We start from the raw sequence: 21,802 nt of genomic DNA, 5'->3' as shown, positions 1-21,802 counted from the left end.
TTTTACACCTGTCTTTCTGCTGGCGGTGCGGCCTTCTTATCTGCCGCGAAACGCTCTGTCTTATACCATTTAAGCTCTTGTCGAAATACAACCCGCTTGAACTCCAGGTACAAGGCATAGACGACCAGGACGATCCAGAGCTGCGAGTAAGTAAAATACATTAACAGTACAATCAGGAAGTTTTTTATATTCAATTCAGTCCGTTCAATGCTAAGAGCGATCATGACTTCCGTGACGTACAGGAAGTAAGCCAAAATCCAGAGAATCATGGCGACGATGCCTACCTGCAAATGCAAATCGACGAACATATTCGTCACAAACAGTACATCCGATACGATCACACCCATAAAGAACAGGAAATAGGTGAAAAAGAAGTAGATCAAATCAAACATGATGCTCTTCTTTCGCAAAGAGAAGATTCTCCACATGAACTTCAGGACAACGTATTGATTCCCTCGCGCCCATCGTGTCCTTTGCTTCCACCACACCTTCCAGCTTTCGGGCTCCTGCTCCCAGGTAATCGCCGCCGGGAAGAACCGAATGTAGTAGCCTTCATTGTAGACACGGATCGTCAGCTCGGTGTCTTCCGCGAGAGCTTTTTCATCCCAGCCACCCAGTTCCTCAACCAAGCTGCGGCGAATGGCGAAATTGGTCCCTGGAATCGTCGTCACCCGGAACCAGAAAAATCGTCCTGCCTGCGCCATCCATTGAAAGCAGATCGTCTCGATATTGATAAAGCGTGTAAGCAAATTCGTAGCGGCGTTCACCACCCTGAATTTGCCGACAACGGCCCCTGCCTTTGGATCGTTTAACAGCGCCAGAACGAGGTAATAGACGGCTTTGCGCTCCGGTGTATTATCAGCGTCATAGACCACGATCACTTCTCCTGAGGAATGAGCCAAGCCCTGGTTGAGCGCACCCGATTTTCCTTTTCCCGCATGAGGAGGCTTGGTGTGGACCACCTTCACGTACGGGTATTTACTGGCGTATTCATCGGCGATTTCACCCGTGCGATCGCGCGAATTGTCATTGATGACGACAATCTCCAGCTTGTCTTTCGGATAATCCAACCTCAACATCGCCTTAATGGTCCGTTCGATGACGACTTCCTCATTGTGAGCCGGGATCAGAACACTTACCTTTGGCAGCGGCTGCTGGTTTTTTTCCCACTCTGGAATAGGTCGTCTATATCGCAGGTAGTGAAAATACCCCCCCTGCATCAAGAACATATGGTACAGCAGCATAATCCAGATGACTGACAGGGAGAGATAAAATAGAGTATTAGCCATCCAGATCACGCTCCATAAATAGTTGTTTGCGCAGATTAGCCCGATTGCGCAACGTATACAGCATAAACAGTATGACCATCACAGACACGAGTCCGGCAATGCCCCATAGTACGAGCTGTACCCACCCATTTTCGCGCTGGAAAGCCTGAAGATCTTGGTAAATATCCGAAGCCTTCAATGCTGAACCTTGCTCGTCTAAAGACTCGATAGGTGGCTCATTGGCTTCCTGACCGCTATCCAGGCTAATTTCCTGTCCGCTCAGCCCACGGACGTCCAGCCACTTCACATCAGGCAAGGTCTCTACGTAGGCAATCATTTCTTTTAATGGTTCCACTCCTAGATATGGGTGAAAAAACATGCTGACCATGCCATCGCGTACAAAGCTACTCTCTCTGTATTTGTCCTTGATATCCTGCATCGGAGTTGAAGAGGCGGGATCGTAATACCCGACTGTTTCCGGCAGGATAGTCATTCCGTGCAAAAAGGCCGGCTTCGATACAAAAGGAGGTGCCCCCATGTGTATCCAGTCCCTGTCATTAAGCTGAAGCTGACCAAGGACATAAGGAAAGTAGCGAGCCATGACCTCGTACCCTTTTTGGCTCATCGTGTAGTGCGGAGCCTCAAAAGCAACGGGAGCCAGACCTAGCTCAGTCAGTTCCTTGATTCCTGTCTCCATGCGTGTCTGTATATAATGCTCCTCATATTCTTTCAGCGCCTGCTGATAAGTCTCATACTCGGCCTGAGACGCAAATACATGCCTTTTCTTCAAGGGAGTGTCGTCTTCCGGAGCTTTGGAGACCGGCGCGTTGTTTTCAATGTCCCAAAACTCCGACCCTTCCCCTGTTTCCGAATTGCGATAGTGGTGCATGTACCCGTGCAGTACGATGCTTGCTCCTCTTTTTTGCAACTCCCGCAGCACCTTGAGCATCTCTGGGCGATCCTTCAGATGGACCATCTCCTGCGTCTCGGAGTTTTTGTACACCGGGATAAGCGCAATGACGAAGGGAATCCCCTTATCTGCCAAATAACTCCCTGCCTCCCAGACCAGCTTGGGATCTGAATGAGGGTGTACGTCCTCCAGACGGATCAACGCGTGACGTCCCTCGTCATGCGGCTGCTTGAAAACCTCGTGCAGTGCTTCTGCCACAAAGAGGGAGAAGGGCGATGTAAAATTGGAGCTGGAAAAATACGCTGTCTTTTCGTGCTGAACCATCAGTGGGAATGTATACATCCCCTTCCAGCCCTCGAGCAAAACATCGCCTTGAGTCAACGAGATATGCTCCACCAGATAGTTGTCATTCAGCAGGACTTGGTCAATACCCTGCGGCTTGGATACCTTCTGGATATCCACCTGACCGTTCATCTGGAAAAAGGAAAAGCGCTCTCCCAACTGCTCCACGTTTTTGCCCATCGCAAGCCAAGTGCCCTGAAAGCGTTGCATGATTTGCCTCGAAGAACTGCTCAATTCTTTCGAGATGCTACCGTAATAGACGAGATATGTGGCACCATCCAAATCTCGCTCAGTCAATACCTCGTCCGCCACATAGGTGAGCCTGGAGCTGTAATGTCCCAGCACGAGATCAAGCATGCGTACTTCATCCGTCAAGGCCCCGTCCTGGGTCGAGTAGACGACCAGTACCTCTGGCTCCTGTCCCGGCCCCTCCGCAGCGTACAGCTTACCCCCTGCTCCTGCCAGCAGCAAGAGCACCGCAACCAAAGACACGACTATGCGGCAGCGATTATTGAATATATTGTTCCAGCTCTTGTTTGGCACGTTGCACCATCTCCAAATGGTCACTCACATCTTCAGCGTAATGACTGATTCCAAACCCGATCGTTAGTGTGACCTGCTTTTTGTCGTTTTCCAGATTGTGGAGGGATAGAAGCTTTTCGATCTTTTTGACGACTACTTCGGCCCCTTCTTCATGGCTGTTGCTCAAAATAACAGCGAAGGTTCCTGAGCCTTGCTCCCCGCGGTCGAGACGAAACTTGCGGTCTGTCAATCGCGTGTTGCTGCGTAGAATGGTTGAGAGAGAGCTGAGCAAATACTCTCCCTCCTTGGGGCCGTACAAGCGATAGTAGGAGTCCAGATACAGGACTTCAATCAGCATCAGCGAAAAAGGGATGCCTGTCCGCCGAGAGCGGCTAAATTCCTCTTCCAAATCAAAGAGCAATCGCTTCTCATTTGAAAAACCCGTCACTTCGTCGATCGTCACCAGCTCGTCAAACTTCCCAACCATCTCCTGATGCTCGGCCACTGTCTGACTCACCAAGCGATGGATCAAGCCGGTCAGAACGGCAGCGCCGAGAAAGAGTCCCATCCATATGACAATGTCAGTGAAGGAAAAGGAAATCGTCCAGCCAGCAAACATGCCCCAAATCAACAGACTGCCAAAGGCGAACAAGCTGAACAGGCTCATCCCCAGGCTAGTCAACAGCCCAAACATGATACCCGTCAGGCTAATGACCAGTGTCCAGCCCAACAGCAAGGCTTGGATCAGCGACAGGGCAGGCATTCCCACCGCAAACATGGCGAGTATAATAATGAAAAGCAAAAACAACACTTGGTAACTGACAAATTTACCGTTTTTACTGAAGCGTTCCCTCATTGAACAGCCTCCTTTCTGCGAGCAATGGAAGCAGATTGTCAAACGAATGCGTATCCATCTGACTCATGTCCATGTAACCGCCATAGTACTCGCTTTCTGGACGCCGAACCTGCTGACGAACCATCCGCTCATATAAATCACGGGCAAAAGTGTAATCCTTAAGCTCGCTTGCTGTCAGGATCGCCAAGCTGTACACGGCAGGGGATTCGTATGGTACCATCGGCTGCTTGGTACTGGCATCGTATCTGCCATACAATAGGCCATTTCGCGCAAATTCATCTTTGAGAAACGCCCACAGCTCCGGCGAGGTCATGCCTGCTTGTGCACGATGATAGCCAATGTATAACTGGTCGATCAGATTCACTTCCTGATGATAGACATACTCCTTGCTGCCCATCTGATAAGAAAATGGGAAAAACCCGTTTTTGGTCGGCAACGTGTTCAGAAAAGAATGGACTTGATTATTCAATTCTTCGCTCACCTGTTGATGTTTCTCCATCAATTGAACGGCTGAAGCATTCAAATAGGAGAGTGTGAGGGAATCACTGGCTACCTTATAATTAGGATCGTAAAAATCGACCAGCAGCCCCTCTCGACTCTGGTTCTCCACGATGCTTTTTCCAATCTCATTGGCGAGTTGGATATAGGTCTCGTCTCCCCACTTTTCGCCTGCCATGTAAAGAGCTTCTGCGATCCTCAGGTCATCGACCAATGCGTTAGTCGTGACTGGAGTCTCATTCTCTCCACCCGCTTTCCAGGCAATCCATCCATTCTGATAATCGTAAGCTTTCATAATCTCTACATTCTGAGCGAAAAGCGCTTGATCTCCTTTTTCCACTGCGTACAGCATCCACAGGCCAAGCGATTCCGAAAGGGTCTCTGTCCCTTTTGCAACATTCGGGTCATTAGATGTGGCAGGCTTCAGATTTGTTTTCAAGGTCAAATCGTCATTCGTCAAATGCTCCTTGATAAATAGCTCGCCTGGCAAAAGCCTGACGTATTCGGAGCTACTAGTACTCTGTTCCGATTTCATGGCAGACGGCACCCCTTGAAAAAAGCATCCACTCAAGATGAGGACGAGTAGGGCAACTGCTATGATGGGCAAGCGAAAATCTCTCAACATGTTCACGCAACTTCCTATAATAATCCATCCTAACTACCTATCATCAAACTTACATATTAACACCGCCGCTATTTTGTTTCACCTAGTATCTACTTCCAATAAATGTTGAACAGCCCATTCAATCCTCTCGAACTGTAAGGGCTTTGCGATAAAGTCACGTGCACCTGCCTGAATCGCTTTGATGACAGTGTCGCGTCGTGCAACTGCGGAGCAAATAATGATCTTCGCATCCTTATCCAGCTCCATGATTTTTCGGGAAGCAGCCAAACCATTCATGCCTGGCATCGTAATATCCATCATGACGAGTGACGGTCGATACAAACAATAGTTTCTAACTGCCTCCTCCCCTGAATCAGCTTCTGCAACTACCTCAATACCTAATTTTTCAAACATGTGACGCAGCACGAGTCTCGTAAACGCCGTATCATCAACAATTAAAATGCTATTCATCCAAATTATATTCTCCTATCTTTTATACCACGACTTTTGAACTATCATAAAGGGTTTACTCTACTCAAAAACGACATAATCTGACCATTTTCTACATTCTACAAGAAACATCTAAACAGTTTCTGAACAGAGCAGAATTATCCATAAGAATAAGCAGGCATTAAGAACTACACACCTGTCGTCCATTCCATTACTGGGACATAAAAAAGACCGAAGCATCTGCTTCGGCTCTACTCACTTTTCTATTCGGTTTTCTTTTCCCTACCTGTTTCAAACTATTCAATGAACTCACTATACTTTTCTAGAACATCTTCTTTTAACGTAATCGCTGAATTTTTGCTCAATGATTTTTCACTTTTTGCTGATTTTGAATCTAAATTAAATTTTCCCGAATCATTGTTAATTACACTGTACTGTCCATGTCCATTTTCATTCAAGAAAATAATGTACTTCTCACCTTGTTCCATTTCTTTATATTCATCAATCGTGATTTTTTTCGTTCCATCTAACTCGATCATACCAACAGGCTCTATTATGGAAAGTGTTTCAGATTCTTCTATATCAAAGTCATTCGGAGATTTAATAATTTTATCTATCTCAATCTCTGTTAACGTATAAAAGTCTTGCAAACTACCATCTTCATAATAACTGGTCTTATGTTCTCGATCTGAAAAGTCAGAGGTTGGAGTACCTATCAGAATTAAATCTGCTTTATCCAACTCCTCGGCACTTTCATATGTCATATAAAGTGCTTCTAGTGAGATTGTTTCCATTGGCTCATTCTTTTGGGAAAAGGTGCTGAAAGCTGCGCACACAAAAACGATGGCAGTCAACATGATTCCAATTGCTATTTTCATATACAATCGATTCATTTTCAGATTCATCCAAAAACCTCTCCTTTGACTTTTTATTATTTCGCTTCTCTATTGCCCCCATTTATTTTTCAATTCTGTCTTATCATAAGAGCTTGGTCCTCTACTTTGTATCCCTTGTTTCATAACAGAAGTTACGTTGCCAACAGGATGTGCCAATTTCAGACTGTGTCCAATTTCGTGTGTAGCATTCGAGGTTCTTTCAGCTTCGCTCATATTAAATGCGTCCATATTATTGTGGAATATATGAACTTTGGTAGAGCTCCAATTACTATTAATACTTGCCAACCGAGTACCATTATACGGGTCCATCCTTCCTAACAACCCTTGAACACTCGTTTCTCCTACATAGTATTTATCTGAATTCTCATGTGACCGTGAAGCAAAGCTAACCTTTGATGAAATGCCTTCCCAATTACGAATGGCTTGGTTATAAACACTCTCGTAGTCATAGGAGTAGTTGTATACGGAGGAATCAAACTCATATACCGTAGTCCCTCCCCATGTTTTTCCTCCCTGCCAGTAATCAGCAAGTGCCGATTGAATAGGAACAATCAATAAGAGCGTTGCAATGCCTAAGCTAGCAAATTTTCTCTTCATGACCCACACTCCTTTTCCTTTTTTTGGAATTTATACCAATTGTATGAATATTTCTACAGGTTGTAAATACTGTATTTTTAGAAAAAATAGTTTTTTAACTAGAATCTAACAATCGGATTCATCGGAAAATCCTTTACATGTATGAAAAAGAGCCGCAGCATCGCTTCGGCTCTTTTTTCCTCTTTTATTCTCCTATTTCCCTACCAAGCCGCAATACAACTATCCGTACGCATATCAGTACCACCACTCAGCACTCCATTTTCATCGCGCCAAATGATTTGACCACGTCCGAAGTAATTGCCGAGCTGCGCCCACTTGATCGTATGGCCCCTGCGCTCCAAAGCCTGTGCCAGATGCTCCGGGAAATGACGCTCCAGCTCCACCGTTTTGCCTTCCATCCACTGCCAACGCGGCGCATCGAGCGAAGCTTGCGGATTGAGGTGGAAGTCGATGGTGTTCATGACCACCTGCACATGGCCTTGTGGCTGCATGAAGCCGCCCATTACGCCGAATGGCCCCACTGCTTTTCCATTCTTCGTCAAGAAGCCCGGGATAATGGTGTGGAACGTTCTTTTGCCTGGCTCCAAGCAATTGTCATGAGCAGGGTCCAGAGAGAAGTTATGACCACGGTTTTGCATGGCGATCCCTGTCTCCGGCACAACTACCCCGGAACCAAAGCCCATGTAATTGCTTTGGATAAAGGAAACCATGTTGCCCTCACCGTCGGCTGTGGCCAAATAGACCGTACCACTCGTTTTCGGCTGACCTGGCTCTGGCGTCAAGGCTTCATCGCCAATCAGTACACGGCGGGTTGCAGCGTATTCCTCTGACAACAATGCTTCCTTGGTGACTTTCATCTTGCTTTCTTCCGTGATGTATTTCAGTCCATCCACAAATGCCAGCTTCATCGCTTCGATTTGCTTGTGGTACGTTTCCGTCGTGTCTTTTGCGTCAAAATCAAAACCCTTCAAAATGTTCAGTGCCATCAGGCCGATCATCCCTTGCCCATTTGGCGGGATCTCCCACACATCATAGCCGCGGTAGTTGACGCTGATCGGCTTCACCCATTCCGGTTCATAGGCAGCCAAGTCTTCTTTTCGCAAGTAGCCGTCACACTCCCGGGAGAACGCGTCGATCTTGTCTGCCAGCTCTCCGCGATAGAAGCTCTCTGCATTTGTTTCCGCGATTTGACGTAGCGTCTCAGCATGACCCGGCGACTTCCAGATGTCGCCCGCTTTTGGCACCTTGCCATCTGGCGTAAAAGTGGAGAACCAATGTGCGAACTCTTCCCCTTTGCATTGCTGGGAAAACTTTTTGTACGCAGCATTCCAATAATGCGCCAATGTCGGCGATACCGGATAGCCATTCTCCGCATACTCAATCGCTGGCTGCAAAACCTCTGTCAGCGGAAGGCGTCCAAAACGCTTGGACAAGGCTGCCCAGGCAGCAGGCGCACCAGGTACAGTGACAGGCGTCCAGCCATAGGTAGGCATTTCTTCCAGACCTTTTGCTTTTAATGCCTCTATGGAGATTCCTTGCGGAGCAGGCCCGCTTGCATTCAGTCCATGCAGCTCATCTTTAATCCACACGAGGGCAAAAGCATCTCCCCCGATGCCATTCGAGGTCGGTTCTACTACCGTCAGGCACGCGGCCGTTGCGATCGCCGCATCCACGGCATTTCCGCCCTTTTTCAATATATCGAGACCTGCTTGTGCCGCCAGTGGCTGCGAGGTCGCCACCATGCCGTTCTTGGCAAAAGTCGTCACACGCTTCGATGCGTATGGGTATTCCATTGCGTCATAGTTAACCATGATTTATGCCTCCTTAAGTAGTTCATCGTTAGCCAATAAGAAAGATCTATGAAGGTCCTTTTGGTTTGAGTCAGCATAGTGGAGGAGAAGAAAAAGCACAGTTCTCTTCGACTCTGACACGCCAGCAGGGGGAATTGACTGTCCGTCTCCACTTCAAAAAGGGGACCGTCGATCCAAAGCCACCCTACGGGCGGAAGTTTCTCAAGGAAGAGGTGTTCGACAAACGTGGTCCCCTTTTTGAAGTTCCGACTGGGTAGGCGTTGTCAAGGTCTGCGAGCCCTGTGCTTTTTCTCCCTACCAGCTTACGTAAACTTTCCTAGCCGATGAAAACAAACCCGTAAGCCATCGCTCCCAAAATGACAAAAGCTGGATGAACCTTCCACGTTTCGAGCAGAAGATAGGAAGCCACTGTCAAAATCCCTGTTTGCATCCAGCCGATTCCCTCGACTGCGCCCATCAGGAATTGATACGTCATCGTTCCGAGCAAGACAGTAACGACCGGTCGTACCGATTGAGTCATCGCTTTTACCTGTGGAGCACTGCGGAATAGGTTAATGAACCCCATCAGCAAGATCATCGCGATCGCTGTCGGAGCAACCGTTGCAAATAATGCGACTGCTGCACCCGGTACACCCGCTACCTGATAGCCAATGTATCCAGCGAGCTTGGTCGCGATTGGACTGGGCAGCGCATTTCCTACTGCCAGCACTTCTCCGAATTCCTGTACGGTCATCCACTTGTAATGGTCAACTACTTCATTTTGGATCAAAGGAATGCTCGGTGGACCTCCCCCGTATCCCAAAATGTTGGAGATGAAAAAAGCCCAAAATAATTGCAGGTAAGTCATGCTACACCCTCCTTGCCGTCCTTGTCCTTGCGCTTGCGGACAGACCAAGTAGAGTAGGCAAATGAAACAGTCAGCGCAATCCCTACTACGATACCCGGATGCCAATCAAGGAAGAGCAACGCTACAAGTGAGAGTGCGAGGGAAAGGCTCACTCCTGCTTTGTTGGATGCTCCCTTCCAACCCTTTGAAAGGAATTCCCATGTAAGGACGCCTGTCATGACTGCGATTACCGGACCGATTGCCTGGATCATGCCGTATACACCCGGCGTATCCTTCCATTGATAAATGACTTGCAGCAAACCGATCATCACAAGCACGATTGGCATCACTACTGCGATGTTTGCCACCAAGGCACCCTTCCAGCCTTTTACCCGATAGCCGATAAATGCGGCCAGCTTGGTCGCAATTGGCCCTGGAAGAGCGTTGCCGAGCGCCAGATTGTCAGAAAAGTCCTCATCTGTCACCCATTTGTACTTTTTCACGCATTCGGTGTAAAAGAGGGGAACCATCGTAGGTCCTCCCCCAAACCCGAAGATTCCGATGCGGAAAAAGGCGAGAAATAATTGCCAGTAAATCATAGCTGTACCTCCGTCCTTGCCTAGCTAGCGGAAAAGCTCGCCCGATTGTACCAAATGACAGGATACCAGTTGGCCCTTGCCAATGTCTGACAGACTGGGCACCTGCGTCTTGCAAATCTCAGTCGCATAAGGACAACGCGGATGAAAAGTGCAGCCGCTCGGTGGATTTGCTGGACTCGGCAAATCGCCTGTCAACAAGATCCGTTCGCGCTTTTGCCGTGGTTTCGCTACTGGAACAGCCGAGAGCAGCGCCCGTGTATACGGATGACTCGGGTTCTCAAACAACGTCCGCTTGTCAGCAATTTCTACGATCCGCCCCAAATACATCACCGCGATCCGATCGCACAAGTGCTTTACGACCGACAAATCATGCGAAATGAACATCAGGGTCAGATTGAATTCCTTTTTCAAATCCTTCAACAAATTGAGTACCTGTGATTGAATCGATACGTCCAAGGCAGACACGGGCTCATCGGCAATGATCAGCTTTGGTTTTACGACCAGTGCACGGGCGATACCGATTCTCTGCCTCTGTCCGCCGGAAAAATCATGTGGATGGCGGTTCAGATGTTCTTTTCGCAAGCCAACGACCTGAATAATCTCTTCGATGACTTTTTCCCGCTCTGCCTTTGTCCCGATGTTGTGCACCATCAGTGACTCCATCAAAATCTGCTTGATCGTCATCCGCGGGTTTAGAGAAGCATATGGGTCCTGAAAAATCATTTGCAGGTTTCGGCGCATGACGCGCATTTCTTCTTTAGGAAGCTTCGCTAAATCTTTGCCATCAAACAATACTTCTCCTGCTGTCGGCTCCAAGAGGCGCAGAATCGTTCGGCCCGTCGTAGACTTGCCGCAGCCCGATTCCCCTACAATCCCAAGTGTTTCACCTGGATACACTGTCAGATCAATACCATCGACTGCTTTGACATGTCCCGTCGTCCGCTTCAAAAAGCCACCCTTGATGGGAAAATGCTGTTGCAGCCCTTTTACTTCTAAGAGAGGTGTCGTCATGCCTGTTCTCCCTCCTTCGCGTACAGCCAGCAGCGACATTTTTGATTGTCCAATTGCAAGAGTTCAGGGGGCTTTTCGTGACAAATCGCAATTGCTTGCGAACAGCGCGGGGCAAAACGGCAGCCGGCTGGCATTTGATACGGCAAAGGAACTGCCCCTGGAATGGTTTCCAGATATTCGCGCTCTTCGTCCAGCTCAGGAATCGAGTTCATCAGACCGATCGTATACGGATGCTTCGGACTGTCAAACAGCGTATCGACATCCGTCTCCTCCACGACTTGCCCGGCATACATGACGATAACGCGGTCACACATCTCGGCTACTACACCCAAATCATGCGTAATCAGCATGATGGAAGTGCCCGTTTTTTCTTTCAAATCGCGCATCAAATCGAGAATTTGCGCCTGAATTGTCACATCCAGTGCGGTTGTCGGCTCGTCTGCAATAATCAGCTTTGGATCGCAGGACATCGCCATCGCGATCATTACACGTTGGCGCATCCCGCCTGACAGCTGGTGCGGAAACTCTCCGTAAATCTCTTCTGCACGCGGCATTCCGACTGCTTTTAGCATCGCAATCGCCCGTTCCTTTGCCTCTGCCTTTGTTACCTTGCGATGCAGCATGACCGCTTCCTCAATCTGTTTGCCTACGGTATGCAGCGGATTGAGGGATGTCATTGGCTCTTGAAAAATCATCGCGATTTCATTACCGCGTACCCCTTGCATTTCTTTTTCCGACAGCGCAAGCACGTTCTTCCCATTGAAGCGAATCGATCCTTCCGTGCTTCCGTTGGGCGGCAGCAAGCGCATGATCGACAGGCTGGTTACACTCTTCCCACAGCCCGATTCGCCCACGACGCCAAGCGTTTCACCAGCACGGATAAAGAAGTCGACACCTTCCACGACACTGACGACACCGCTGTCCGTGCGAAAACGGGTTCTCAGCTGTTCCACTTCCAAGATAGTCGTCATCTGCTCCACTCCTTTTCTCCCGTGTAGGGCATTCATTATTTACGTGCGCGTGGGTCCAGCACCTGCTGTAGACCATCTCCCAACAAGTTGAAGCCCAGCACGACTAAAAAGATGGCAATCCCCGGATAAAATGTCGCATAGGGCGCGACGGACATAAGCGTTTGTGCTTGGTTAAGCATACTGCCCCAAGAGGGAGTCGGCGGCTGTACACCCAATCCGAGATAGGACAAGGATGCTTCTGCAATAATCCCGGATGCCATTGCCAACGTCGCTTGAATCACAATCGGGTTCATGGCGTTCGGCAAAATGTGGCGAAAAATAATGCGTGCATCCTTTACACCAACCGAACGTGCTGCTTGAATATACTCCATATTCCGAAGCGACAGAACTTGACCGCGTGTAATCCGTATAAAAGCAGGGGCAAAACCAATCCCAATCGCTAGCATGGCATTCCCGAAGCCTGAACCAAGCACCGCCGAAATCGCCAAAGCCAAAATTAAAAACGGAAAGGCTTGCATCGCATCGACGCTTCGCATGACGATCCACTCATCCCAAAAGCCGCGGTAGTAACCGGACAACAGTCCAATCGGCACCCCGATCAGCATCGCAATGCCAACAGAGATCAGCGCTGCCTGAATGGAGATGCGCGCCCCGTAAACAACACGGGAGAAAATATCCCGACCGAGGTCGTCTGTACCAAAGAAGTGCTCACCATCTGGCGGCATCAAAATTTTGTTATAGTCTTGTGCATTGGGGTCGAAGGGTGCGATCAGCGGTGCGAAAATCGCCACCAAGATCAATCCGAGGATAATCACCGCTCCGATGACGCCCAAACCATTCCGGAGAAATTTGCCCACGGTTTTCATCACTCACCTGCTCCTTTCCCAGCCTTGATGCGCGGATCAATGACAGCGTACAAAATGTCTACAATCAGGTTAACTAATACAACGAGAACCGCTGAAACAAGAATGGCTCCTTGAACCGTTACGTAGTCACGCTTGAATACAGATTCCACAATCAGACGGCCAAAGCCAGGAATCGAAAAAATCGATTCGGTAATCACCAGACCACCCAACAAGCCTGCGATCATCAAACCCGAGGTCGTTACCACCGGAACCATCGCATTTCTGAGTGCGTGCCCCAGAATCGTGCGAGCCTCATTCAATCCCTTCGCTTTCGCTGTCCGAATAAAGTCCATGCTCACGACATCGAGCAAAGAAGAACGCAGCATCCGCATCAATACGGCAGATTCCCGCAAGCCCGTTGCCAAACAGGGCAGAATCATGGCCATCAGGTTTTGTGTGGGATTCTCGGAAAACGGTACATAACCGGAAGATGGCAGCCATTGATTTTCGACGGCAAAAAATATAATCATCATCATCGCCAGCCAGAAGCTCGGGATACTCATACCGCCTAAAGCTGTAAATGTACTTGTATAATCAATCCAGGTTCCACGACGAACAGCCGCGAGAATTCCCGCAGGAAACGCAATCAGAATCGCTACCAGGAACGTTCCGATCGTCAATTCCACGGTAGCTGGCAGTCTTTGCATAATTAAGTCTGCGACCGGCACGCGGTCTGTAATTGATATTCCCAAATCACCCGTTACCACTTTTCCTAGCCAGGAAAAATATTGCACTACGATCGGCTGATCCAATCCCAGCTCAGTTCGCAGTGCCTGATAGGCTTCCAGTGTCGCTTCCTCTCCTAAAATGACCCGGGCAGGATCGCCCGGGATCATATGAATCAAAGAGAATGTCATAATCGACACCAGCAGGAGAATCGGGATTGTCAGCAATAGACGCCTGATTATGAACATCATGACAATTCCTCCTTGCTCTTGCTGTTATAGTGTTTCGTTACCTTCGCTTATTGCTTGTCCAAATTCGCTGTACGGATCAAACCGTCTGGAACATAAGTAAAGCCGGTTACTTTCTTGTTCATGCCAAGCAGTACATATTGGTGGTACATGTAGACATAGCCCGCTTCTTCTTGCAGCAATGCGGCAGCTTCGTCATACAGTGCCTTGCGTTTCGCTTCGTCCAGCTCACCACGCGCTTTGGTGACCAGCTCATCCAGTTTTGGAATAGAAATGCGGCCATCGTTGTTCGATGTATCCGTTACGACGAAGTCATGGAAGTTTTGATCAGGGTCCTGACGTCCAGACCAGCCCAGTTGCATCGCTTGAAATTCACCTTTATCGCCTGTTTCGATCAATTGTCCATATTCCAATTTTTCCAATGTCACGTTGATGTTGTGTTGTTTCAGCATGTTTTGCAGTACCGCACCCAGTTGTTCATTCTCCGGAGAAGTAGAGATGTACAGCTTGAAGTTAAATCCGTTCGGTTGACCGCCCTTCGCGAGAAAATCCTTGATTTCCGCTGCATCCGGCGGCTTCGGTGTGTTCAGTGCTTCATTGTAAGCCAAACTGCCTTTTGTAAATGCTGTACGAGCCGGTGCCGCATAGCCGTTAAACAGTACTTTTACCAGTGCATCACGGTCAATAGCACGATCCACAGCCTGACGGAGGTACTTGTTGTCAAACGGCGCGCGGGAGTTATTCAAGTAAAGACCTTGGTAACCCATCCCGGATTCCGCAACTAATTGCAGGTTCGCATCGCCCTTGATTGCTGGGATTTCTTTCACAGGTGTATCATCGATGATATCCAGCATGCCGGAGCGCAGATTTTGCACCTTCGCTGTTCCGTTCGTGAACACTTTGTAGTTCACTTCATCGAGTTTCACTTGGCCGTTCCAGTAGTTTTCATTTTTCTTCAGTGTCACGTGGTCGCCTTTTACTTGTTCAACAAATACGAACGGGCCTGTACCAACCGGATGATTGAGGTATTGATCGCCATGTTCCTTCACTGCTTTTGGCGATACCATAATGCCTGAACGGTCAGTCAAGACGGACAGAAATGGAGCGAAAGGCTCTTTCATCTGGATTTTTACGGTATGCTTGTCCACTACGGCAACGGAATCTACGAATTTCAATTCGCCTTTCCGGCGGGACTTCTCACCGTTCATGTTGCGCTCGAGGTTGAATTTCACTGCCTCAGCATCAAACTCGGTGCCATCGTGGAATTTCACGCCCTGCTTCAGCTTCAATGTATAGGCCTTGCCGTCTGGCGTTACTTCATACGATTCCGCCAGCATTGGCACGATTTTTCCTTCTGAGTCAATATCAAACAGCTTGTCATAGAGGCTCGCGTACACTTGACGGTCGTACAGCGAAGTCGAGGTGTTTGGGTCCATTGAAGGCGGGTCTGCCTTTAACCCAATATTCAGTACTTTTTTTCCGGAGGCTGGTGCTGTTGTTGCGGCTTTTCCGTTGTCTGTACCCGCACTGTTTCCTCCTCCACAGCCTGTTACCAATAAAACTGTCCCCAGAACAGCACTGAGCATTGCTTTGCTCATTTTGGTCGAAAACATAGGATGACCCCTTTTCTCTCGTTTTTTCTCCAGTTTCTTCCGAGCATCGTTCGTCATTCGTAATCCCAGCGGATTTTCGCCCGATGGCATTCCCCCTTCCAAGGTCACTCGTGCCCTAACGGATAAAGTTATATTTGGACTTCAGTATCTTCAATTCGTTAATCACATTCGTTTTGGAGATGCCAGGAATCTTGTGTAGTTTTTTGAGTAAAAATTGCGACAATTCTTCATTGCTTGTTACGAGCACCTGTGTGAAAAGCTGATATTCCCCAGAAGTGAGTACAATGAGCCTGATCTCTACGGTGTCCGTTAACGCAGCAACCACATCGTCCAGCTTTTCCGCATCCACAGCTACTTGAATCATCGCCTGTACGTGAAACCCTGCTTTGACTGGATTGACAATACCGACCAGACTCAGGGCACCTTCGTCCTGCAATTGCTGGACGCGCATTCGAATCGTCTTTTCCGTGACCCCGAGGTCCTTCGCGATCTGAGTAAACGGCAAGCGTGCATTTCCTTGCAAGGCTCGAATAATTCCGTAGTCGATGTCATCTAAATCAGGATAGAGTGATCTTCGAAAAGTTTCCTCCATATAAACACACCCTTATTCGTCTTTTTTATACAAATTACAACCTTATTACAGTTGATATTTAGAAAATTTGGTCGAATTTCATAATGATTGTTGTTACTATAATACGATTTTCGACATAGTGCAATACTTTATCTGAAAATTTCATTTTGAAAGCATTTTCATTTTATTTTTTTCTTTCCACCTATTCTTACTATAAATAAAACGAAGAAAAAGAGCCTGCTCCGCTAGTGGAGAGGCTCTCTATTAATATTCGATACGGTCCGGTGATTGTGACCATGCTTCAAATGGACTCCGTCTATTTGCAAGATCTATTCTCCGAAAGGGAATACTTCGCTCTTCATGAGGGAGAACAATCTGCTCATAAATAAACTGATCATCAAAACCGACATGCGCCGCATCTTCTTTCGTGCAAGCGTAATAGACATGGCGCGGTCTTGCCCAAAAGATGGCTCCCAGGCACATCGGACACGGCTCGCAGCTCGTATACAAGTCGCAATCGTTCAACTGAAAGGTTTGGAGATTACGACATGCTTCCCGAATCGCCTGAATTTCGGCATGTGCCGTAGGGTCATTGCTTGTCGTCACTTCATTGCGCCCTCGCCCGATTACATACCCATCTTTGACGACAATAGCTCCAAACGGTCCACCTATTTTATCACGTACATTTTCAAATGCAATCTGTACGGCTTGCCCCATCCACGCCTCTCGTTCCATCCGCTTTCCCCCTCGCAGCCTTCTCCTTTTATCCTATGTCCTTGCTCATTTGGACATGATGGAAAAGTCACTAGCGGTTCATTGATTGCTTTAAATGGAACAAGTAGCGGTTTCGAATAATCCAGAAATACACACCTTGAACAACGACGAAGCTGCATAAGACGATCGCGGTCGGCTTGACTACAGACGCGACAAGAATCAGCTTCAACAAGCTTTGCAGGGATACGAACGCCACCATGCTATGAATAATGGCCACTACAATCGGCACGAAGAACAACAGGGCTACCTGGGTCGTAACGATACGTGTCAGCTCCGCATCCGTGAGTCCGATCTTGGAAAGCGAACCATAATGCCGTTTGTCGTATTCCAGGTCCGTGTACAGACGGAAATAGAGAAAGCTTGCAGCGGCTACAAAGAACAACACGCCCACAAACAACCCGATAAAGAGTCCCATGTTCGCCATTTGTTTCATGCTGTGGTAGTATGGCGCACGAGCTGAAAACGAATAATTTTCTTCGAAATGACTAATATCTTCCTGAAGCTTGAGACTAAGATCCTGCGTTTCCTTCCATCTCGGAACCTCGTATACAAAGCGCTGTTCTTCCTTCAGTTGCGGAAGCTGCTCATACACCTGATTCGGTACGACAATCAAACGCTCAAATTCAATCCCTCTGATCAACGGAGTCATATTCGTATCTGTTTTGACTGCGAGCTGTGCATTACCCACTTGCAGCGTTTTACTCGCTACGGAATCACCAATCCAATTGAGCAGGACGAACACCTCGTTATTCGTCATTTGTAGCTCAGGCGAACGGGACGCTACCGCTAGCCGATTATAGTCGGACAGCTTCACAACCCCGATGCTCTCCTCATTGACCAGCTCTGGCAAAATCCGCATAGCTACTTGATATTTTTCGAAGGAAAAGCCACCCTGCTGCAAGCTCGTTTCAATTAACGACAGATGCTGGGCTCTCTCTACATCACTTTGTTTGGACTGGTATTCAAACGCAAACGGATTGATTTTCATCACCGTAATCTGAATCGATCCAGCCAAAGCAGCAAGCGTACCAATTGCACAGAATGCAACTGTCGAGACGATGCTGACCAAAAAGAACATCCGTGCATTATCTTTCATCCGATAGGCCAGATCAGAGAGCGTCAGGAGATTCGTACGTTTCCAGTAAAAAGCTCGACGCTTCTTCAGAAAATCGATGAAGATGACGCTCAGCTGCGTAAACATCAGATACGTTCCTACAGTCGTCAGCGCAATGACCGGAAGCATCAGCACGAGTACATTCACGCCATCAGCAGTGAGGGCTAAGGCATAACTCATTCCCAACAAAGCTACTGCGACCAGAGACAGCACTAACGATGCCTTTGGCTCACGCTTGGGCCGACCACTTCCTTGCAACAGATCCAACAGACTGCGGCTTCGCAAAACGAGGACGGTAAACAGCGAAATGGCTGCATACAAGATGAGAAACGCCACTACTGTCAAACCGATCGCTTTCCACGGGAAGTAAAACCCGAGTGCTTTTACATCCAGCAAAAATCCGGCGAATTGGAAAAACAGCTTGGCGAGAACCAGCCCGAGTCCAATTCCGATGGCAATCGAGACAATGCCTATCAGCATGTTTTCCATAAAAATCAGCGTATTCCGCTGCAACGGTGTCATGCCCTGGATAAAAAGGATTCCGAACTCCTTCTCCCTCTTTTTCAAAAAAGCACCGACACAATAAAAAAGGAAAAAGAAGGAAAACAGAAAAATGACGTACTCAGCCGCCATCATCCCAGTGGCTACGGATTCATGAATCTCCTGCCCGATAATCTCTGGATGAAAAATAAACATCGCATAGACGAAAAAAATGAGGACAGAAAAAACGCTACTCATGAAAAACGCAGCGTACATACGTTTATTTCTTACAACGTTATTACACGCGAATTGTCGAAAGGTCATAGGTGTTCCCTCCCAAAAACGACAACGAGTCAATAATTTTCTGGAAGAATACCTGTCGACTCTCACCACGATACATCTCGTTATGGAGCTGCCCGTCTTTGATAAAAATCACCCGATGGCAATAGCTGGCTGCCAAAGCATCATGCGTCACCATCATCGTAGTGGTATTATCCCGCTTATTGATTGCTTCCAGTGTCTCCATGACGTTGCGCGAAGACTTGGAATCAAGATTTCCTGTCGGCTCGTCAGCGAGCAATAGAGACGGAGAATGGATGATTGCCCTAGCAATTGCCGTCCGTTGACGTTGCCCTCCAGATACCTCGAAGGTTCGCTTTTCCAAAATGTCCTGAATCCCTAGCTTCTCCGCAACACTTTGCAGCTTTTCTTCCATGACCGATACTTTCTCATTGTCCAGCGTCAGCGGCAACACAATATTTTCCCCGATCGTCAACGTGTCCAAGAGGTTAAAATCTTGAAATACAAAGCCGAGCTCACGACGGCGAAACAGGGCGAGTTTATCTTTTTTTAAATGATGCGGATTCGTACCGTTCAAAAGAACCGCACCAGAAGTTGGTGTATCAATCGTGGAGATCATGTTTAATAGCGTAGTCTTGCCACTGCCGGAAGGTCCCATAATACCGACAAATTCGCCCTTGCGAATCGAAAAATCGATATCGGTCAACGCGCGGTAAGTTACCTTGCCCCCGTATATTTTACTCAAGCTATTTACAGCAAGCATTTCCATGCGCCATTCCCCTTTCTTGCACTTCCAAATTCAACTATACGGAAGTGCGCATAGTCCAGCTATCGAATTAACTTTCAGCTATCTTACTTTCTTGTAAGGTTGGTACAACGGCAGACAAGACAATACGTACGGTTGTCCCCTCTCCCACTTCTGACTCCATTTCCACCCCATGATGGAGCCGCCCGCAAATTTCCTTCACCAAGTACAGTCCCATCCCGGTGGACTCAGGGTATTTGCGTCCATTTTCTCCCGTAAAATACGGCTTGAATACGCGGTGAATATCTTCAGCAGGGATCCCGATTCCATAATCCTGCACTTCCAGTACGGCATGCGCGCCGCGTTCATACGTACGAATGGTGACCTTGTTGCTTTTCCCTGCTGAATAACGAACGGCATTCGTCAACAATTGGTTGAGGACAAAAGCGAGCCACTTTTCGTCCGATTCCACTCGCCAATTCTCATCCACTTTTACCTCGGGATACACTTGATTGCGAATAAATAGCCGCTTGTTTTCCGCCAACACATTCTGCACCAAGGAACGCAGGGTTACTGGCTCAATCAGGAAGTCCTGTTCAAATCGATCGAGGCGAGCTATGTACAAAACCGTTTCCAGTCCACGCTTGATCCGGTCCACTTCTTCACGGACGCTCTCTGCTGTTGGATCGTCTTCATTTTGCAGCAACAGATGAATAACCGAAATCGGCGTCTTCATCTGATGAACCCACTGCTGAATAAACGTCGTATGGTCCCGTTGCTTGTTTTCATAGGCATGAAGCTGTTCTTTGTAAAGTCGGTATTGCTCCTGACTGATGTCATCCATCGCGCGGCACAACGGTGAATTCCCGTATGTCTGCGTCAGTTCCTCTAGAGACTCTACCGGCTTGCTCAGTCGCTGATAGATCGTGCGGTGAGACAAATAGCGGATGGCGAGAAAAGCCCCCGCGAAAAAAACAGATAAAAACATGACGTAGATCATCAATGATTCATTCCAGTACCCATCCATCGCAAAAATCATGATCAATAAGATCAATTGGACGAGAAAAAACGCTGCGAATGGCCATTGATCTCGAAGGAACAGCTTCATTGCCCTTCCTCCCAAGTCGCACGCAAGCGATAGCCAGAACCGCGAACAGTCTCGACAGCTCCTTCTACGCCTAAGTCCTTCAGCTTGCCGCGCACGCGTGTGATGTAGACATTCAGCGTGTTTTCATCGACAAACTGCTCATCCCACAGCTTTTCTAGCAAACGCTCACGACTGACGACACGTGGATGTTGATTCATCAAGGCTTCGAGCAGTAACGCTTCCTTTTTGCTTAGCTCGATTTTGGTATCGTACATGGACAGCTCCATTCGCTCTAAAAACAGCTTGAGCCCTGCCACTTCAACCGTACGCTCCCCTTCTTGTGGAGCATATTGTCCGTAAGCTCGCCGGAGCTGACTGCGGATTTTGGCTAAAACCACATCGTAGTCGAACGGCTTTGTGATATAGTCATCGGCCCCATTTTCCAAGGCCATCACCTGGTCCATTTTACTTTCTCGGGCAGAGATGAACAGGATCGGGCAGTTAGACTCCTGGCGCATTTGTCGGCACCAATAAAACCCGTCAAATTTCGGTAGATTCACATCCAATAAAACCAGATCAGGGCGCCCTTGAATAAATACCTCCATGACTCTATCGAAATGTTCAACATTGACTGTTTTGAATCCGTATTTTTCCAGTTGCTCTTGCAGCAGCTGGTTGATTTTCGGGTCGTCTTCTACAATCATAATTGTGGACATCGCTCATACTCCTCTCGTCTTGAGTCTCCTCCATTTCATACTTTACTATACCATTAGGAAACTAGACTACGCCAAGCCTTTGGCGTTTCTCGTACTTAGATGTCTAGTGAAAAAACTTCTTGTACGTTGCTGTTGTGGAGGGGAGGAAACAGGAGAAAACGCTCAGCTTCTAGGGCCACCCCCTGCGGGATTGACTGCACGACTCCATGCAAAAAGCGAAACCGCGTCCAAAGTTGTCCTTTCAGGATGTGTTTCAGAGGTGGACACTTAAGGGCGTGTTTCGCTTTTTGCATTGCGTCTCGGTCGGCGTCCCTAAGATCTTCGCTTTTTTCTCCTGTTTCCTCTACGAGCTTTCCGTGTGATCCGATTTTTAAATGCCTAAAAAAGAATGAAGAATGCGGGCAGTTACGTCAGAGAAGAAT

21 protein-coding genes are annotated in these 21,802 nt (G+C 48.0%); all 21 read right to left on the bottom strand.

The annotated features are described in order from the left end of the window. Positions 1 to 2: 2 nt before the first annotated feature. Positions 3 to 1,289, bottom strand: a complete 1,287-nt coding sequence (locus tag C7R93_RS22980) for a glycosyltransferase family 2 protein (RefSeq protein ID WP_106840995.1) — start codon at positions 1,287 to 1,289, stop codon at positions 3 to 5. Beyond that, complete coding sequence (locus C7R93_RS22975) at positions 1,282 to 3,063, bottom strand: polysaccharide deacetylase family protein (protein WP_106840994.1); 1,782 nt, start codon at positions 3,061 to 3,063, stop codon at positions 1,282 to 1,284. The genes C7R93_RS22980 and C7R93_RS22975 overlap by 8 nt, the downstream gene beginning before the upstream one ends. After that, entirely contained in the window at positions 3,029 to 3,898 is an 870-nt protein-coding gene (locus C7R93_RS22970) for a GGDEF domain-containing protein (RefSeq protein ID WP_106840993.1), read from the bottom strand. Before C7R93_RS22970 ends, C7R93_RS22975 begins: the two co-directional genes overlap by 35 nt. Then, positions 3,879 to 5,021, bottom strand: coding sequence for a glycosyl hydrolase family 8 (locus C7R93_RS22965; RefSeq protein WP_106840992.1), 1,143 nt, complete (start codon positions 5,019 to 5,021; stop codon positions 3,879 to 3,881). Before C7R93_RS22965 ends, C7R93_RS22970 begins: the two co-directional genes overlap by 20 nt. Positions 5,022 to 5,099: 78 nt before the next feature. Continuing rightward, the gene (locus C7R93_RS22960; RefSeq protein WP_106840991.1) at positions 5,100 to 5,471 is read right to left on the bottom strand and encodes a response regulator; all 372 of its coding nucleotides are present in this window, start codon (positions 5,469 to 5,471) and stop codon (positions 5,100 to 5,102) included. A gap of 275 nt (positions 5,472 to 5,746) precedes the next feature. Beyond that, positions 5,747 to 6,355: a hypothetical protein gene (locus C7R93_RS22955; protein ID WP_106840990.1), complete on the bottom strand. Its 609-nt coding sequence runs from the start codon at positions 6,353 to 6,355 to the stop codon at positions 5,747 to 5,749. Between the two features lie 39 nt (positions 6,356 to 6,394). Next, positions 6,395 to 6,943, bottom strand: coding sequence for a hypothetical protein (locus C7R93_RS22950; RefSeq protein ID WP_106840989.1), 549 nt, complete (start codon positions 6,941 to 6,943; stop codon positions 6,395 to 6,397). 200 nt (positions 6,944 to 7,143) lie between these two features. Beyond that, positions 7,144 to 8,754: a gamma-glutamyltransferase gene (gene ggt, locus C7R93_RS22945; protein ID WP_106840988.1), complete on the bottom strand. Its 1,611-nt coding sequence runs from the start codon at positions 8,752 to 8,754 to the stop codon at positions 7,144 to 7,146. Between the two features lie 316 nt (positions 8,755 to 9,070). Continuing rightward, positions 9,071 to 9,601 (bottom strand): chromate transporter, encoded by a 531-nt coding sequence (locus tag C7R93_RS22935; RefSeq protein ID WP_106840986.1) that lies wholly within the window; start codon positions 9,599 to 9,601, stop codon positions 9,071 to 9,073. After that, positions 9,598 to 10,179: a chromate transporter gene (locus C7R93_RS22930; RefSeq protein ID WP_106840985.1), complete on the bottom strand. Its 582-nt coding sequence runs from the start codon at positions 10,177 to 10,179 to the stop codon at positions 9,598 to 9,600. Before C7R93_RS22930 ends, C7R93_RS22935 begins: the two co-directional genes overlap by 4 nt. 24 nt (positions 10,180 to 10,203) lie before the next feature. Next, positions 10,204 to 11,190, bottom strand: a complete 987-nt coding sequence (locus C7R93_RS22925; RefSeq protein WP_106840984.1) for an ABC transporter ATP-binding protein — start codon at positions 11,188 to 11,190, stop codon at positions 10,204 to 10,206. Then, positions 11,187 to 12,161 carry an ABC transporter ATP-binding protein gene (locus tag C7R93_RS22920; protein WP_106840983.1) on the bottom strand — a complete coding sequence of 325 codons (975 nt, stop codon included), beginning with the start codon at positions 12,159 to 12,161 and terminating at the stop codon, positions 11,187 to 11,189. Before C7R93_RS22920 ends, C7R93_RS22925 begins: the two co-directional genes overlap by 4 nt. Before the next feature lie 35 nt (positions 12,162 to 12,196). After that, positions 12,197 to 13,027 (bottom strand): ABC transporter permease, encoded by an 831-nt coding sequence (locus C7R93_RS22915; RefSeq protein WP_106840982.1) that lies wholly within the window; start codon positions 13,025 to 13,027, stop codon positions 12,197 to 12,199. Continuing rightward, entirely contained in the window at positions 13,027 to 13,983 is a 957-nt protein-coding gene (locus C7R93_RS22910; RefSeq protein ID WP_106840981.1) for an ABC transporter permease, read from the bottom strand. The genes C7R93_RS22915 and C7R93_RS22910 overlap by 1 nt, the downstream gene beginning before the upstream one ends. Before the next feature lie 47 nt (positions 13,984 to 14,030). Then, entirely contained in the window at positions 14,031 to 15,593 is a 1,563-nt protein-coding gene (locus C7R93_RS22905) for an ABC transporter substrate-binding protein (protein WP_106841101.1), read from the bottom strand. 115 nt (positions 15,594 to 15,708) lie between these two features. Further along, positions 15,709 to 16,185 carry an Lrp/AsnC family transcriptional regulator gene (locus C7R93_RS22900; protein ID WP_069847451.1) on the bottom strand — a complete coding sequence of 159 codons (477 nt, stop codon included), beginning with the start codon at positions 16,183 to 16,185 and terminating at the stop codon, positions 15,709 to 15,711. A 243-nt stretch (positions 16,186 to 16,428) separates the two neighbouring features. After that, positions 16,429 to 16,899 carry a nucleoside deaminase gene (locus tag C7R93_RS22895; RefSeq protein WP_106840980.1) on the bottom strand — a complete coding sequence of 157 codons (471 nt, stop codon included), beginning with the start codon at positions 16,897 to 16,899 and terminating at the stop codon, positions 16,429 to 16,431. Between the two features lie 70 nt (positions 16,900 to 16,969). Then, positions 16,970 to 18,856 (bottom strand): FtsX-like permease family protein, encoded by a 1,887-nt coding sequence (locus C7R93_RS22890; RefSeq protein WP_106840979.1) that lies wholly within the window; start codon positions 18,854 to 18,856, stop codon positions 16,970 to 16,972. Then, positions 18,831 to 19,601 (bottom strand): ABC transporter ATP-binding protein, encoded by a 771-nt coding sequence (locus C7R93_RS22885; protein ID WP_106840978.1) that lies wholly within the window; start codon positions 19,599 to 19,601, stop codon positions 18,831 to 18,833. The genes C7R93_RS22890 and C7R93_RS22885 overlap by 26 nt, the downstream gene beginning before the upstream one ends. Before the next feature lie 67 nt (positions 19,602 to 19,668). Beyond that, complete coding sequence (locus C7R93_RS22880) at positions 19,669 to 20,685, bottom strand: sensor histidine kinase (protein ID WP_106840977.1); 1,017 nt, start codon at positions 20,683 to 20,685, stop codon at positions 19,669 to 19,671. After that, the gene (locus C7R93_RS22875; RefSeq protein ID WP_106840976.1) at positions 20,682 to 21,380 is read right to left on the bottom strand and encodes a response regulator transcription factor; all 699 of its coding nucleotides are present in this window, start codon (positions 21,378 to 21,380) and stop codon (positions 20,682 to 20,684) included. The genes C7R93_RS22880 and C7R93_RS22875 overlap by 4 nt, the downstream gene beginning before the upstream one ends. Positions 21,381 to 21,802: the final 422 nt, after the last annotated feature.

This window comes from Brevibacillus fortis (assembly GCF_003013395.1).
Taxonomy (GTDB): Bacteria; Bacillota; Bacilli; order Brevibacillales; family Brevibacillaceae; genus Brevibacillus; species Brevibacillus fortis.
This window is presented reverse-complemented; position numbering and strand designations above follow the sequence as displayed.

What these genes read in the sequence shown, in the direction of transcription:
- C7R93_RS22980 (WP_106840995.1), bottom strand. Translation starts at nt 1,289, where the DNA reads ATGGCTAATACTCTATTTTATCTCTCCCTGTCAGTCATCTGGATTATG.
- C7R93_RS22970 (WP_106840993.1), bottom strand. Translation starts at nt 3,898, where the DNA reads ATGAGGGAACGCTTCAGTAAAAACGGTAAATTTGTCAGTTACCAAGTG.
- C7R93_RS22965 (WP_106840992.1), bottom strand. Translation starts at nt 5,021, where the DNA reads ATGTTGAGAGATTTTCGCTTGCCCATCATAGCAGTTGCCCTACTCGTC.
- C7R93_RS22960 (WP_106840991.1), bottom strand. Translation starts at nt 5,471, where the DNA reads ATGAATAGCATTTTAATTGTTGATGATACGGCGTTTACGAGACTCGTG.
- C7R93_RS22955 (WP_106840990.1), bottom strand. Translation starts at nt 6,355, where the DNA reads ATGAATCTGAAAATGAATCGATTGTATATGAAAATAGCAATTGGAATC.
- C7R93_RS22950 (WP_106840989.1), bottom strand. Translation starts at nt 6,943, where the DNA reads ATGAAGAGAAAATTTGCTAGCTTAGGCATTGCAACGCTCTTATTGATT.
- ggt (WP_106840988.1), bottom strand. Translation starts at nt 8,754, where the DNA reads ATGGTTAACTATGACGCAATGGAATACCCATACGCATCGAAGCGTGTG.
- C7R93_RS22935 (WP_106840986.1), bottom strand. Translation starts at nt 9,601, where the DNA reads ATGACTTACCTGCAATTATTTTGGGCTTTTTTCATCTCCAACATTTTG.
- C7R93_RS22930 (WP_106840985.1), bottom strand. Translation starts at nt 10,179, where the DNA reads ATGATTTACTGGCAATTATTTCTCGCCTTTTTCCGCATCGGAATCTTC.
- C7R93_RS22925 (WP_106840984.1), bottom strand. Translation starts at nt 11,190, where the DNA reads ATGACGACACCTCTCTTAGAAGTAAAAGGGCTGCAACAGCATTTTCCC.
- C7R93_RS22920 (WP_106840983.1), bottom strand. Translation starts at nt 12,161, where the DNA reads ATGACGACTATCTTGGAAGTGGAACAGCTGAGAACCCGTTTTCGCACG.
- C7R93_RS22915 (WP_106840982.1), bottom strand. Translation starts at nt 13,027, where the DNA reads ATGAAAACCGTGGGCAAATTTCTCCGGAATGGTTTGGGCGTCATCGGA.
- C7R93_RS22910 (WP_106840981.1), bottom strand. Translation starts at nt 13,983, where the DNA reads ATGATGTTCATAATCAGGCGTCTATTGCTGACAATCCCGATTCTCCTG.
- C7R93_RS22905 (WP_106841101.1), bottom strand. Translation starts at nt 15,593, where the DNA reads ATGTTTTCGACCAAAATGAGCAAAGCAATGCTCAGTGCTGTTCTGGGG.
- C7R93_RS22900 (WP_069847451.1), bottom strand. Translation starts at nt 16,185, where the DNA reads ATGGAGGAAACTTTTCGAAGATCACTCTATCCTGATTTAGATGACATC.
- C7R93_RS22895 (WP_106840980.1), bottom strand. Translation starts at nt 16,899, where the DNA reads ATGGAACGAGAGGCGTGGATGGGGCAAGCCGTACAGATTGCATTTGAA.
- C7R93_RS22890 (WP_106840979.1), bottom strand. Translation starts at nt 18,856, where the DNA reads ATGACCTTTCGACAATTCGCGTGTAATAACGTTGTAAGAAATAAACGT.
- C7R93_RS22885 (WP_106840978.1), bottom strand. Translation starts at nt 19,601, where the DNA reads ATGGAAATGCTTGCTGTAAATAGCTTGAGTAAAATATACGGGGGCAAG.
- C7R93_RS22880 (WP_106840977.1), bottom strand. Translation starts at nt 20,685, where the DNA reads ATGAAGCTGTTCCTTCGAGATCAATGGCCATTCGCAGCGTTTTTTCTC.
- C7R93_RS22875 (WP_106840976.1), bottom strand. Translation starts at nt 21,380, where the DNA reads ATGTCCACAATTATGATTGTAGAAGACGACCCGAAAATCAACCAGCTG.